Below are 13,200 nucleotides of genomic sequence, written 5' to 3' on the forward strand. Positions count from 1 at the left end.
ATAAACATAAAACTGTTGTATTAGTGTTCATACCACTGATACAGCAGTTTTTTTCCTGAAAAATAAAAAACGCTCAGCACTTGATCCGTCTGTGATCATTGTACTTTTTCACCTTATATGGTAAAATTGATTAATATATATGGACAGAGTTGGTGCCGGGATAAGAACTTTTATTCCTGTCCAATGTGAAAAGCAGTAGCAAAGGCAGTGCTGTGGATGGGGAAGATAAGGCGTGAGGCCCAAGAGGCTCTGGAGATGATTCCAGGCGGAGTGTGTATATATTTATAAAGAAGGCCGGATTTATCCGGTATTCCGCAACTCCTCATTCTATGAAACATCAGGCTGTTCCGAGAAGCATGCCAGGGAGATCAGCCAGGAGATGGCATTTCAGGGGGTACACAGGGAAGACCTTCCGGAAGTGAAGGAAAAAGTAAAGAGATTTTTACGGAGATCTGCTCTGCATCAATCAGATCCCCATCAACCTTCTGAGCAACACGGTCAAGTTTACAGGCAGGGGATGAACGCTCATGTGGCCAAACCTGTCGATTTAGAAGTGCTGATGGATACGCTTTGGAAGGTGATGAAAGCCCCGAACCTTGGGGAAACTTGACAGTGGAAAAAGGAACGATTATAATTTTCAGTAATGATTGAACTTGAAAAAAAGGAGATATACATGAAAATAAGTCCAAAAGTCCGGGATTTTTTGTGCCTTACTGCACATCCAGAGGGCTGCAGAAAAAATGTTGAGAATCAGATTACATATGTAAAGAAGCACAGCGAAGTCAAGAACGGGCCAAAGAAAGTCCTGGTCATCGGAGCGTCCACCGGATACGGGCTGGCATCAAGGATCAACGCGGCATTCGGATGCAAAGCAGCTACGGTAGGTGTCATGTTTGAGAGACAGGCGGCTGGAAAGAGGACTGCCACGGCGGGCTGGTATAATACGGCTGCATTTGAACATGCGGCAGCCAATGAGGATCTATATGCCAAGACAGTCAACGGAGATGCATTCTCCAGGGAAGTCAAGGAGAAGGTGATCGATCTGATCAAGAAGGATTTAGGGAAAGTCGACGCCGTCATTTACAGTCTGGCCGCACCGAGAAGAACTGCCGAGGACGGCACCGTGTACCAGTCTGTGCTAAAGACGACCGGAGAAGATTTTACAAATAAGAACCTGAATCTGAAAGACAACACCATCGGAGAGAAAACCATTGAGGCTGCCACAGAGGAAGAAGTGGAAGCGACGGTGAAGGTAATGGGCGGAGAGGACTGGAAGGCATGGATTCGGGCACTCACAGATGCAGATGCCATTGAAGAAGACACTGTTACTTTCGCCTACTCTTATATCGGGCCGGAGCTCACTTATCCCATCTATTTTGAGGGAACCATCGGTGCTGCAAAGAAACATCTGCACAAGACCGCAGGTGAGATCAATGAAGAATTTAAAGAAAGAGGCATCAGGGCATATATTTCGGTCAACAAGGGTCTCGTCACTCAGGCAAGCTCTGCAATTCCGATCGTTCCCCTGTATATGGCAGTGCTTTACAGTATCATGAAAGAAAGAGGCCTCCACGAAGGATGTATCGAACAGATCACCAGGCTGTTTGGAGAAAAGGCTGTGTTCGGACAGGCAGAGACAGACGGTCAGGGACTGATCCGTCTGGATGACTGGGAGTTAAAGCCGGAAGTACAGGCAGAAGTGGAACGGCGCTGGGAGAAGATCAATACGAAAAATGTTAAGGAATATGCCGATATCGAGGGATACTGGGAAGACTTTTACCAGATGTTTGGCTTTGATATGGACGGAGTGGATTACGAAAAAGATCTGGACCCTTCCGTGAATATTCCGAGTATACCGGACGCAGAATAATATATGAATGAAGTAATCATAACAAGGCTCGGAAGGCATATCGTCAGCGCATGGCTTGAGGACGGAGAATTCGCGGAGTTTTCATCCGAACCGGTAGAGGAAGGCAGTCTGGTCGGAAATATTTACAAAGCCAGGGTGAAGAATATCGTAGGAAACATCCACGGAGCTTTCGTTGAGATCGACAAGGGCAGGCTCTGCTTTTATCCTCTGGACGAACGAAGAAAACCGGGAAAACTCAAAAACGAAAAAGAAATCCTCATCCAGGTAAAAAAAGACGGCACAGACAAGAAGGAACCGTTAGCCACAGAGAACATTGAACTGACCGGAGAATATCTTGTGCTGTCCTCTGATAAGTCGTTCGTGGGTATATCAGGGAAAATCCGGGATAAAGAAAAAAAGGAAGACTTAAAGAGGTTCGTCTCTGCTTTTGTCACCGGAGGGTATGGATTTATTGTGAGGACAGAGGCTGCAAATGCGGATAAAGAAAAGATCGGGAGAGAAGCAGCAAGTCTGGCTGAGAGATATGTTCAGATCCAGGAGAAACAGCAGTATATGAAGCCTTGCAAGCTTCTGGCCACAAATCAGAATTTCTCGTCCCGTTATGTATTTGGACTTTCTCCTTCCCGTGTGGAACGTATCATCTCCGATGATGAGGTGATCTGCAGGGAGGCAGAGGAGAATGGATATCAGGTCCGCCGGATGGACAGACAGGATCAGTCTATTGAGAGGGGATACCGGCTTTCTCATGCACTGGAGGCAGTTTTTCATACGAGAGTGTGGCTCAGATCGGGAGGGTTTCTGATCATCGAGCGCACAGAGGCCATGACAGTGGTCGACGTAAATACAGGAAAATCGATCGGGCGGGGACAGAAGGAAGGCCATATTATAAAGATAAACCGGGAGGCGGCAAGAGAGACGGCCAGACAGATCAGGCTCAGAAATTTATCCGGGATTATCCTCGTGGATTTTATCGATATGAAAGAAAAAGAAGAAGAGGACAGGCTCCTTTCCTATATGCAGTCTGTGCTGAACAGGGATTCCAAGAAAGCGGTGGCCGTAGACATGACGAAGCTTGGACTGATGGAGATCACGAGAAAGAAGGTCAGAAGACCCATAGAAAAAGAAGATTTCCTGTAAGATTATTGCTTGACATGGAAAAAATAAGTTGCTATACTGTAACAGTATGCCGCACAGCGAGGTATAAGAATCCATAAGGATCACCAAAGCTGGCGAGTTTGATTATAGGAGGTGCCATAGATGTACGCCATTATTGCAACAGGAGGAAAACAGTACAAAGTAAGCGAAGGTGATGTGATCAAAGTTGAGAAGCTTGACGCAGAAGTCGGAGCAAAGATTACTTTTGATAATGTTTTATTAGTTGGTGGAGATACTGTAAAGGTAGGAACACCGAACGTAGATGGTGCAAAGGTTGAAGCTTCAGTTGTAAGCGAAGGCAAAGACAAAAAAGTCATTGTTTACAAGTATAAGAGAAAAACCGGATACCACAAGAAAAATGGTCACAGACAATTATTCACACAAGTGAAGATCGATAACATTGTTGGATAATAAAGGACCGAGAGAATGACACAGATCACATTCTACCGGGACCATCAGGGAAAGCCTGCAGGCTTTCAGGCAAAGGACCATGCCGGATATGCGGAGGAAGGACAGGATATTGTCTGTGCCGCGGTATCTGCACTGGTCATTAACTTCCTGAATTCTTTTGAACAGCTGACAGAGGATGCCGGCACATGTCACACATCGGAAGACGATGCAGTGATTGAGTTCAGAGTTTCAGGGACATGTTCTGAAGAAGGACAGATTTTATTGGATTCTCTGGTTCTTGGGATAACCAACATTGAATCGGAGTATCGTCCATATATTCACGTAGTATTTGAGGAGGTGTAAGACAATGATGAAAATGAACCTTCAATTTTTCGCTCATAAAAAGGGAATGGGTTCCACAAAGAACGGAAGAGATTCTGAATCTAAGAGATTAGGTGCGAAAAGAGCTGACGGACAATTTGTAAAAGCTGGAAATATTCTTTACCGCCAGAGAGGAACAAAGATCCATCCGGGAGTCAACGTAGGACGCGGTGGTGATGATACTTTATTTGCATTGACAGATGGTATCGTGCGTTTCGAGAGAAAAGGCAGAGATAAGAAACAGTGTTCTGTACACCCAGTTGCATAGTTGTCGGCTAGTGTTTGTACAGGCAGACAGTTGAATGTTTAACGGCTTCAAATTTCACAATTTGGAGCCGTTTTTTTGAAAATCAGAAAGGAAAAGCCGATGTTTGCAGACAGAGCAAATATATATATCAGATCAGGAAAAGGCGGCAACGGCCATGTGAGTTTCCGAAGAGAGCTCTATGTGCCTAACGGCGGTCCGGACGGCGGTGACGGAGGACGCGGCGGCGACGTGATCTTCGCTGTGGATGAAGGGATGAATACCCTGGCTGATTACCGTCATAAACGAAAATATAAAGCAGGAGACGGCGAAGAGGGCGGAAAGAGACGCTGTCATGGTGCCGACGGACAGGATGTTGTGCTGAAGGTCCCGCCCGGAACGATCATAAAAGAGAAAGAAACAGGGAAAGTAATCCTTGATATGTCAAATAAAAAAGAACCGGTAGTGCTTTTAAAGGGAGGCCGCGGAGGGAAGGGCAATCAGCATTATGCTACGGCTGTGATGCAGGCACCCAAATATGCGCAGCCGGGAGGCAAATGCCAGGAACTTGAGGTGATCCTGGAACTGAAGGTGATCGCCGATGTGGGACTGATAGGTTTTCCAAATGTGGGGAAATCTACGTTCTTATCCAGGGTGACCAATGCAAGGCCGAAGATCGCAAACTATCATTTTACCACACTGAATCCTAATCTGGGTGTCGTTGATCTGGCCGGAGGAAAAGGGTTTGTCATCGCGGATATTCCGGGGATCATTGAGGGAGCGTCTGAGGGAGTTGGCCTGGGATTTGAGTTTCTCCGCCACATCGACAGGACGAAGGTCACAATCCACCTGGTGGATGCGGCTTCTGTGGAAGGCAGAGATCCAATTGCGGATATCAGGGCCATCAACGGCGAACTGGAAAAATACAATCCGGAGATCTTAAAGAGACCGCAGGTCATCGCGGCTAATAAGATCGATGCCATGACCGAAGAAGACCGGGAAACCGTGATGGATCTGCTGAAGGAAGAATTTGCAGAGAACGGTATCGAAGTATTTCCGATCTCGGCTGTCACCGGAGAAGGTGTCAAGGAGCTTTTGTGGCATGTAAGAAAGCTTCTGGACGAGCTTCCGGAAGGGGCAATGGAATTCGAGCAGGAATACGACTTAAGCTTTGAGGATGAAGAGGGAGGAATCACCGTAGCAAATCCGGAAGAAGGAGTCTTCACGGTGGAAGGTCCGAAGGTAGAGCGAATGCTCGGCTACACAAACCTGGAGTCAGAGCGCGGATTCGATTTTTTCCAGAAATTCCTGAAACGAAACGGTGTTCTTGAAGAACTGGAAGCCCTGGGAATCGAAGAAGGAGATACCGTAAAATTATATGATTTAGAATTTGATTATTACAAGTAAGGAGAAGCAATGACGAGTAAACAGAGAGCTTATTTGAAAAGCCTGGCGATGAAGATTGATCCTATATTCAGGATTGGGAAAGACAGCATATCCCCGGAATTGATCGAGGGAGTCAGAGAAGCCATAGATGCCAGGGAACTGATAAAGATCGCAGTTCTTCAAAACTGCATGGATGACCCGAAGGAAGTGGCGCAGACACTGGCCGAGCGTACCAGATCTGAATTAGTACAGGTCATCGGGAAGAAGATCGTGTTATATAAAGAGTCCAGGGATCACAAGAAGATCCAGCTGCCGAAATAATATAAGGAGAAGGGCTTTTCGGAGGGATTATGAAGAAGATAGGAATTCTTGGCGGGACATTCAACCCAATCCATCACGGACACCTGATTCTCGGGCAGACTGCCCTTGAGGATTTTGGATTGGATAAGGTGCTGATCGTCCCGACCAAAAATCCGGCCTACAAAAAAATATCCAAAAATGTAGAGATCGAGGACCGTGTCAATATGGTCAGGATGGCCATAGAGAACCATCCCGGTTTTGAATTTTCTGACATTGAACTGGACAGGGAAGGATATACTTATACAGTAGATACACTGAGAAAGCTCACCAGACTGCATCCTGATGCAGACTACTATTTTATCATGGGTGCAGATTCTCTGTATCAGATCGAATCGTGGAAAGATCCAGGCCAGATCTTGTCAATGGCAACGATTTTGGTTGCATCCAGGAATGATTCCAGGAGTGCATTGGATGCGCAGATTGAATACATTCAGGATAAGTATCAGGGACGTATTTATCATTTGGACAGTCCAGATTTGGAGATCTCATCGAATGAGATCAGGAAAAGGGCATCCAGAGGACAGAGCATCCGGTATTTTGTGCCGGAAGAGGTCAGACTTTATATAGAAAGAAATGATTTGTATGGAACTCAATGAGATAAAGAAAAAGCTGTCGGGAAACCTGAAAGAGAGCCGTTATACACATACGCTAGGTGTGGCCTACACCGCATCTGCGATGGCAATGGCTCTGGGAGCGGACATTCAAAAGGCATTCAGGGCAGGGCTGCTCCACGACTGTGCGAAAGGGTATCCCATAGAACGGCAGATGAAACTCTGCAGTCAATATGGGATCATATTGACAAGAGAAATGAAAGAAAGTCCGCAGCTTCTTCACTCTGCACTGGCACCGTATATAGCAAGGGACTGCTACGGCAATGAGGATGCAGAGATTGCATCTGCGGTGGAATGTCATACAACCGGAAAGCCAGGAATGAGCCTTTTAGATAAGATTATATTTATCGCCGACTATATAGAGCCGGGCAGAAAGGACATACCGGGTCTTTCCGAGGCCAGGCGGCTTGCATTTTCGGATATCAACCAATGTCTTCTCAAAATAATTGAAAATACCATGCAGTATCTGAAAAGCAGGGATCAGGCGATTGATCCAAGGACGACAGAGACTCATGAATACTACAAGGAGGGTGATCACACATGAATCAGTCTTTAGAAATGACAAAAATTGCTTATAAAGCGTTAGAAGAAAAGCTGGCGGAGGAGATCAAGGTCTTAGACATCCGCTCGATCTCCGTCATTGCCGATTATTTTATCATAGCCAACGGAAAAAATAAGAATCAGGTGCAGGCCATTGTCGACAATGTACAGGATGCTTTGCAGAAAGCGGGATATGAGATGAAACAGATGGAAGGATATCAGAACGGAACTTGGGTTTTGATAGACTTCGGTGATATCGTGATCCATATTTTTGATCAGGAAAACCGTCTGTTTTATGATCTCGAGAGAATCTGGAAGGACGGAGTGGAAGTCTCTTTGGAAGAGGGAGAATAGCACTCTGCCAGAAGGCAAGAAGCGGGCGGACCGTTTTCAGTTATAACTTAGGACAAACTGCCGCATGAGCTGAGATATTTGGCTGTTCGGCAGTTTTTTTCATAGGTGAGACTTTGATAAACCTGGATCTTGTGAATGCAATGGGGTTTACAAGTTATTTTAAATCTGCCTCAGGAGCAAACCAAAGTAAGCTCTGCTGATCGGAAAGAAAAAGAAACTGTAGAGAAGGATGGACAGGAAAAAAGAAGAAAAGCCAAGGTGCTTTTCTTCTTTTTTGTTAAGATTATGTATAGTCTGGATGTCAGATTATGACATGCTGCGGTAAAGGCCGATGACCTTTCCTAAAATAGAAACTTCATCTACGATGATCGGGTCCATAAAATCGTTTTCCGGCTGAAGTCGGTAATGCCCGTCTTCTTTGAAGAATCGTTTGACTGTGGCGGAATCTTCTATAAGAGCTACCACGATGTCGTTATTTTCAGCGGAAGGAGTTTCCTCGACGATCACCATGTCACCGTCATAGATGCCGATATTGATCATGCTGTCGCCTTTCACATGGAGCATAAAGGTGCTTTTGGAGCCGATAAACTCAGGAAGCATGGGAAAGTAGTCTTCGATGTTCTCAGTGGCGATGATCGGTTCTCCTGCGGTCACGGTTCCTACTATAGGAATGTTCACAACCTCGCGCCTCGTGAGCTGGAAGTCATCGTCAATGATCTCAATGGCCCTTGGTTTTGTCGGATCTCTTCGGATATAGCCCTTGCGCTCTAAAGACTCCAAGTGGGAATGGACAGAAGAGGTGGACTTCAGACTGACAGCGGCACAAATCTCACGGACTGCGGGCGGATAACCCTTTTCCAGTATCTGAGATTTTATATATTCTAAGATTTGTTCTTGTTTTGGGCTCAGCTTTTGTTTGCTCATAATGTGCCTCCTTTATTTTCTTGCTATTATCTTACCATATATTACAGATTGAAACAAGTGTTCCCGAACAAATTTTCGAAAAGACGTTGACAAACGAACGCGCGTTCTTTATAATAGAATCATAAACAAATGTTCGATAGGAGGATGCGTTATGAAAACACTGAAGATAAAAGTTTTGATCACAGTCTTATTTATTGTTACGATTTTGGGTATCGCTGGCGCCGTTATGGCAGAGAGCCGGCAGGTGGCGGGAGCTGCCGACGGCAGAAAGAAGTATTTTACCAGTATCCGGATTAAAAAGGGAGACAGTCTTTGGAATATAGCAAAAAGCCGTATATCGGAGGAATACAGCTCTGTCGGTGAATATATGGAAGAAGTATGCGAGACCAATCATATCTATGACGGCGAGATCAAGGAAGGTATGTATCTGGTTGTCCCATATTACAAATGACCCTGTGACGAGTATGAGGTTACGAATCGCTTCGGAAGTTAACATAAAAGGCCGGAACAACTTGGCATTGAGTTGTTCCGGCCTCCTGTAACAGATAAATTTCTTATCGTTTGCTCGGATACGTGGAAAAAGAGTTTACGATAGCGTTGTATACGGCTTTTCCATAGGTACCGGTATTGCTTTTCATTTTTTTTGCTTCTGCCTCGTTGGAGATGAAACCGATTTCTGTAAGACTGGAAGCAGTCTTTGTGTTTCTCAGGACAGCCAGTCCTGTCCGGTTTTTAAGTCCCCGGTTCGTAAAGCCTGTGGCAGGCCGCACATATGCATGGATCTTGTTTGACCAGTTATAACTGGTAAGACCTGAGGATGACTTATAACCTTTGGAGTTATAGAGAGTCTCTGTTCCGTGGGCGGAAGGAGTCGCTGAGTTTATGTGGACACTGATAAAACGGTCAGCCCCTACATTGTTTGCCAGATCTGAGCGGTATGACAAAGACGGATACCAGTCGGACAGCCGTGTGTAGTAGACTTTATATCCGGAATTCTTGTTAAAATATGATTTGGCAGACTGGACGATTTTGAGTGTCAGATCTTTTTCCCTGAGCCCGTTTCCGGTAGCTCCGGAATCAGACCCTCCGTGTCCCGCATCCAATACAACAATGCGGCTGTATATCTTCTTCGGTGAATCATACTTTACATAGATATAATCAGATGTCTGTGAGACTGCATAAGCCTTAATCACATCTTTTCTCGGACGGATATAGATATTCGTATAGCCGCCGCTGTATGTGACAGTATAGGAACGGAAGTACTTGTCCGTTTTTATGTAGCGGTTGGAACTGGAGCTAAAGTGTGTTTTATAGTTGCCCTTTACCTTGATGATCAGTCTGCGGTTGCTGTAATCATCTGATGTCGAGATAGCCGAAGATGAAAGTCCGCTTGGTTTCTTTATCCTCACACTGTAATTTGAGGCAGAAGCAGTGATCCTTGTTCCGGGCGTGATACTTGAAGTGCCTGAGCAAGAGGAACCTGAACTGCTTCCAGAAGATGAGGAAGACAGACTCTTCGTTGTTATGAGACCGCTTTTCTGTGAGGAGCTCCACTTATAACTGTGTCCGAGTTTTGTGATACAGAATGCACCAGGCACATAGATATAATTCTTTTTACGTGCATAAGAATATACCTTTCTTGCCGGTGTAGGCATCTTGGTCTTCTTGCCGTTTACATAAGCATACATGCTGTCAAGAGTCATGACCACAGATTTGCTTCCCCGTTTCAGGGTTACTTTTTTTGTTTTGGATGAGTAGCTGTAAGACACCCCCAGGCTCTTTTGTTTTTCAAACAGCCAGTATGCTGAGTACATAGAAGTATTAGCCCGTGAAAATCCAGGAGCATAGGTCTTTACAATTGTGCCGTTGATTTTGACATTCCGGCATTTCTTTTTCTGCTTTTTTCCTGCAATCTTTAAGGTATAATATTTGCCTGCTTTTGGTACTGAGGCAGCTTGTACGGTGGATGCAGGGATCGTAGTTGCTGTTAGCATCATAATTGATAAATAAGCAATAGATTTTTTTAAATTATTCATACTTTTCCGTCCTTTCGCGTAAATTGTAACATAATCGTAATAAAAATGCAATGAATATATAAAAAATCCCATAATACTTTACTTTTTGGGGGATTCTCCAAAAGAAATATCATGGGATTTCAGCTGAGGTCATGATCACTGGCGTTCTGTGCAGCTAAAATGAGGCCAGGATTCCATCATAAAATGCTTTTCCGATCTTTGTATAATTGTTTTTCATGGAGGACGCCTCCGTAGGATTGGATATGAACCCCACCTCTCCGAGCGTTGCTGCGGTTTTGGAGTAAGTCAGAACAGCAACCCCGTTGACACCAGGAACTCTTTGTTTTAATCCTCGGTCTGTAAATCCTGTTGCGCTTCTCAGTTTTTTGTGAACGTCCTTTGCCAGTGCTTTGCCGGTCAGGCTGCTGTAAGGAGAAGGAGCCTTTCCGCCTTTTGGATTGTAGAGGGTCTCAGTACCTTTGGCTGAATAACTGATCTTTCCTACATCATTGATATGGACACTGACAAACCGGTCTGCCCCTACGTTGTTTGCCATCTGATACCGCTCTGACAGAGTTGGATACCAGTCAGAAAGTCTCGTGTAATAAACTTTATAATTGGCATTCCGATCAAAATAATACTTCGTTTTCTGTACAATGGAGAGGGTCATATTTTTTTCCTGAAGTCCGTTTCCTGTGGCGCCCGTATCGCTTCCTCCATGTCCTGCATCCACAACGATAACTCTCGAAAACATAGATTTCGGAGCCGCATACTTCACATAGATATAACTGGAATCCTGTGTGATGCTAAAGCCTTTGATGGAGCTTGTTTTCAGATAGATCTTGGTCTTTCCTCCGGTATAGGATACGGAATAGGTCAGACTATCCTTTATATTCCGGTTGGAAGAAGAGGAAAAATGGGTTTTATAATTGCCGTTGATATTTAATACTAGCCGTTTGTTCCAATAATCATCCTCAGAGGTGACCGCAGATGAAGACAAGCCGGCAGGTTTTTTCAGGCGGATTGAATAATTGCTGCTGCTTGCGGTGACTTTTGTTTTCGGTGCAACTACCCCGCCGGTAGACGGAGCTGTGGATGTGGGTGGAGCTGATCCTTGGCCAGATGAGGAAGAAGCTTTCATCACGCCGGATAAGAGCCGATTGTTCCAGGTATAGGAAATGCCGAGCTTTCCGGCAACAGTCTGTCCCGGCACCATAATATAATTTTTCTTTTTTGCCACATAGCGGACTTTTCTTGGGGCAGCGGGAAGTGTAAAAGATTTACCGTTTAAAGTGGCTTTTTTGCTGTCTAGGGTCATGACGACTGTCTTATTGCCTCTTTTAAAAGTAATTTTCTTTGTCTTGCTTGTATATTTATAAGAGGTACCTAAAGATTTGCACTTGCCAAAAATCCAGTAGGCAGAGTACATGGACGTGGAACCGTCCAAAAATCCGGGCATATTTGTCTTAATAACGGTGTTATTGTACCGGGCATTCAGAGCTTTCTTTGTATAGGTTTTTTTGTTGTGAGTATACTGTACTTTAAAAATGCTCCCTGCACTGATAGCAGAAGCCGGATGAATGCTTGCGGCAAGCATCATGGCGGAGAGGCCAGCGCAAAGAAGTGTCTTTCGATTCATATGTATTCCCCTTTTCCTTTTTTATTCTTTTTCTGCCATTATAATATATTTTTCTGTCTGAAACAATAGTGTAATAGGGAATGGTAAATTATGAAAGAAAATTATGGGCTAATTCAAATAATTTGTTATAAATCATGTTAAAACAACAAAAAGGTCCAGAGAATCACATATTCAATGAAAAAACTATTTTCAATCTATATTGAAATATGGTATTCTATTATATAAGTTCGCTTCGGGAGGGAGAGGGAACCCTCTATATTATAGAAGAAGAACAATCAATGAAATAGCGACAGGAGAAGAAAATGAAAGTAGAGAACAGCTTTCGCCGGGGAGCTTTGGATTCGATTCCGATAGCGCTTGCGTATCTGGCAGTTTCTTTTGCTTTTGGAATCGCCGGGAGTGCCAAGGGTGTTCCTGTCTGGGCGGTAACGCTCATATCTGCCACCTGCCTTACATCAGCAGGCCAGTTTGCAGGGCTGATTTCCATTACCGCAGGGGGAACTCTGATCGAGCTGGTCCTGTCTCAGGTTATCATCAACCTAAGATATTCTATCATGTCCATTGCGATTGGACAGAAGCTTGAATCGAGGACAAAACTTTGGAACAGATTTTTGATGGCATTCGGAGTGACCGATGAGATTTTTGCCATGGCCTGCGGCCGGAAAGGCGAGATAGGTCCAAAATACTTTTATGGACTCATGAGTTTTTCATGGCTCGCATGGACGCTGGGTACCTTTCTGGGGGCCACTGCAAGCGGGCTGCTGCCTCAGATGGTGATGAACGCACTGGGGATTGCCATCTACGGAATGCTGATTGCGATCATTATTCCGCCGTCAAAGCATAATAAAAATATAGTGGCAGTTATCATTGTATCTGTATGTTTTAGTTTATTATTTCATTATGTAAAACTGTTTTCTTTCATTTCCAGTGGATTTTCCATTATTCTCTGCACGCTGATTGCAGCGGGGGCAGGAGCTGTATTTTTTCCGGTGAAGGAGGAAGATGAATGAGTCTTTGGAGATTGTTTTTGTATATCATTGCAATGGCAGTGACTACATATCTTGTAAGAATGATTCCGCTTACGGTCTTTCAGAAAAAGATAACCAATCGTTTTTTTCGATCATTTCTTTTTTATGTGCCATATGCCGTTTTGGCTGCTATGGTCATACCGGCAGTGTTTTCAGCTACAAAGAGTTTTGGATCATCAATCACAGGTTTTGCGGCAGCGGTGATACTTTCATACAGAGAAATGAACATCGTCACAGTAGCCTGTTTAAGCTGTGCGGCAGCTTTGGCAGCGGAGATGATATCAGTGATATTATAAGGAAGAG

The 13,200-nt window shown here is 44.6% G+C and carries 17 protein-coding genes; 14 read left to right on the forward strand and 3 right to left on the reverse strand.

All coding sequences use genetic code 11. The features are described 5' to 3' along the window. The first annotated feature begins 379 nt into the window (after positions 1 to 379). The 11 genes from QGT46_RS09515 (at position 380) to rsfS (ending at position 7,291) form a co-directional block, all read left to right on the forward strand. Positions 380 to 610 (forward strand): hypothetical protein, encoded by a 231-nt coding sequence (locus QGT46_RS09515; RefSeq protein WP_024727193.1) that lies wholly within the window; start codon positions 380 to 382, stop codon positions 608 to 610. 63 nt (positions 611 to 673) lie between these two features. Further along, the gene (gene fabV / locus QGT46_RS09520; protein ID WP_024727194.1) at positions 674 to 1,870 is read left to right on the forward strand and encodes an enoyl-ACP reductase FabV; all 1,197 of its coding nucleotides are present in this window, start codon (positions 674 to 676) and stop codon (positions 1,868 to 1,870) included. Positions 1,871 to 1,873: 3 nt separating this feature from the next. Then, positions 1,874 to 3,007 carry a ribonuclease E/G gene (locus QGT46_RS09525; RefSeq protein ID WP_270430780.1) on the forward strand — a complete coding sequence of 378 codons (1,134 nt, stop codon included), beginning with the start codon at positions 1,874 to 1,876 and terminating at the stop codon, positions 3,005 to 3,007. 120 nt (positions 3,008 to 3,127) lie between these two features. Next, the gene (gene rplU, locus QGT46_RS09530; protein ID WP_024727196.1) at positions 3,128 to 3,436 is read left to right on the forward strand and encodes a 50S ribosomal protein L21; all 309 of its coding nucleotides are present in this window, start codon (positions 3,128 to 3,130) and stop codon (positions 3,434 to 3,436) included. A 15-nt stretch (positions 3,437 to 3,451) separates the two neighbouring features. Continuing rightward, positions 3,452 to 3,778: a ribosomal-processing cysteine protease Prp gene (locus QGT46_RS09535; protein ID WP_024727197.1), complete on the forward strand. Its 327-nt coding sequence runs from the start codon at positions 3,452 to 3,454 to the stop codon at positions 3,776 to 3,778. 4 nt (positions 3,779 to 3,782) lie between these two features. Then, complete coding sequence (gene rpmA / locus QGT46_RS09540; protein ID WP_006566702.1) at positions 3,783 to 4,064, forward strand: 50S ribosomal protein L27; 282 nt, start codon at positions 3,783 to 3,785, stop codon at positions 4,062 to 4,064. Between the two features lie 99 nt (positions 4,065 to 4,163). Next, the gene (obgE, locus tag QGT46_RS09545; protein ID WP_024727198.1) at positions 4,164 to 5,447 is read left to right on the forward strand and encodes a GTPase ObgE; all 1,284 of its coding nucleotides are present in this window, start codon (positions 4,164 to 4,166) and stop codon (positions 5,445 to 5,447) included. 9 nt (positions 5,448 to 5,456) lie between these two features. Continuing rightward, positions 5,457 to 5,747, forward strand: a complete 291-nt coding sequence (gene yhbY / locus QGT46_RS09550; RefSeq protein WP_270430775.1) for a ribosome assembly RNA-binding protein YhbY — start codon at positions 5,457 to 5,459, stop codon at positions 5,745 to 5,747. A 29-nt stretch (positions 5,748 to 5,776) separates the two neighbouring features. Beyond that, the gene (gene nadD, locus QGT46_RS09555; RefSeq protein ID WP_024727200.1) at positions 5,777 to 6,382 is read left to right on the forward strand and encodes a nicotinate-nucleotide adenylyltransferase; all 606 of its coding nucleotides are present in this window, start codon (positions 5,777 to 5,779) and stop codon (positions 6,380 to 6,382) included. Next, on the forward strand, positions 6,369 to 6,941 hold the full coding sequence (gene yqeK / locus QGT46_RS09560; RefSeq protein ID WP_024727201.1) for a bis(5'-nucleosyl)-tetraphosphatase (symmetrical) YqeK: 573 nt from the start codon (positions 6,369 to 6,371) through the stop codon (positions 6,939 to 6,941). Before nadD ends, yqeK begins: the two co-directional genes overlap by 14 nt. Then, the gene (rsfS, locus tag QGT46_RS09565) at positions 6,938 to 7,291 is read left to right on the forward strand and encodes a ribosome silencing factor (RefSeq protein ID WP_024727202.1); all 354 of its coding nucleotides are present in this window, start codon (positions 6,938 to 6,940) and stop codon (positions 7,289 to 7,291) included. Before yqeK ends, rsfS begins: the two co-directional genes overlap by 4 nt. 306 nt (positions 7,292 to 7,597) lie before the next feature. Here the strand turns inward: rsfS and lexA are convergent, their stop codons facing one another. Further along, positions 7,598 to 8,215, reverse strand: a complete 618-nt coding sequence (lexA, locus tag QGT46_RS09570) for a transcriptional repressor LexA (protein ID WP_024727203.1) — start codon at positions 8,213 to 8,215, stop codon at positions 7,598 to 7,600. 151 nt (positions 8,216 to 8,366) lie between these two features. On the opposite strand from lexA, the gene QGT46_RS09575 reads away from it, so the two are divergent. Next, complete coding sequence (locus QGT46_RS09575; protein ID WP_270430771.1) at positions 8,367 to 8,666, forward strand: LysM peptidoglycan-binding domain-containing protein; 300 nt, start codon at positions 8,367 to 8,369, stop codon at positions 8,664 to 8,666. A 103-nt stretch (positions 8,667 to 8,769) separates the two neighbouring features. Here the strand turns inward: QGT46_RS09575 and QGT46_RS09580 are convergent, their stop codons facing one another. Together QGT46_RS09580 and QGT46_RS09585 are read right to left on the reverse strand one after the other, a co-directional pair. Continuing rightward, positions 8,770 to 10,251 carry an N-acetylmuramoyl-L-alanine amidase gene (locus QGT46_RS09580; protein WP_024727205.1) on the reverse strand — a complete coding sequence of 494 codons (1,482 nt, stop codon included), beginning with the start codon at positions 10,249 to 10,251 and terminating at the stop codon, positions 8,770 to 8,772. Between the two features lie 154 nt (positions 10,252 to 10,405). Beyond that, positions 10,406 to 11,869 carry an N-acetylmuramoyl-L-alanine amidase gene (locus QGT46_RS09585; RefSeq protein ID WP_270430770.1) on the reverse strand — a complete coding sequence of 488 codons (1,464 nt, stop codon included), beginning with the start codon at positions 11,867 to 11,869 and terminating at the stop codon, positions 10,406 to 10,408. A gap of 302 nt (positions 11,870 to 12,171) precedes the next feature. Between QGT46_RS09585 and QGT46_RS09590 the strand changes: the two genes are divergently transcribed. Both QGT46_RS09590 and QGT46_RS09595 read left to right on the forward strand, forming a co-directional pair. Then, positions 12,172 to 12,879, forward strand: coding sequence for an AzlC family ABC transporter permease (locus QGT46_RS09590; RefSeq protein ID WP_024727207.1), 708 nt, complete (start codon positions 12,172 to 12,174; stop codon positions 12,877 to 12,879). Beyond that, entirely contained in the window at positions 12,876 to 13,193 is a 318-nt protein-coding gene (locus tag QGT46_RS09595) for an AzlD domain-containing protein (protein ID WP_024727208.1), read from the forward strand. The genes QGT46_RS09590 and QGT46_RS09595 overlap by 4 nt, the downstream gene beginning before the upstream one ends. Positions 13,194 to 13,200 lie beyond the last annotated feature (7 nt).

The sequence above is a fragment of the Anaerostipes faecis genome (genome assembly GCF_910574135.1).
In the GTDB taxonomy this organism is placed as follows: Bacteria; Bacillota; Clostridia; order Lachnospirales; family Lachnospiraceae; genus Anaerostipes; species Anaerostipes hominis.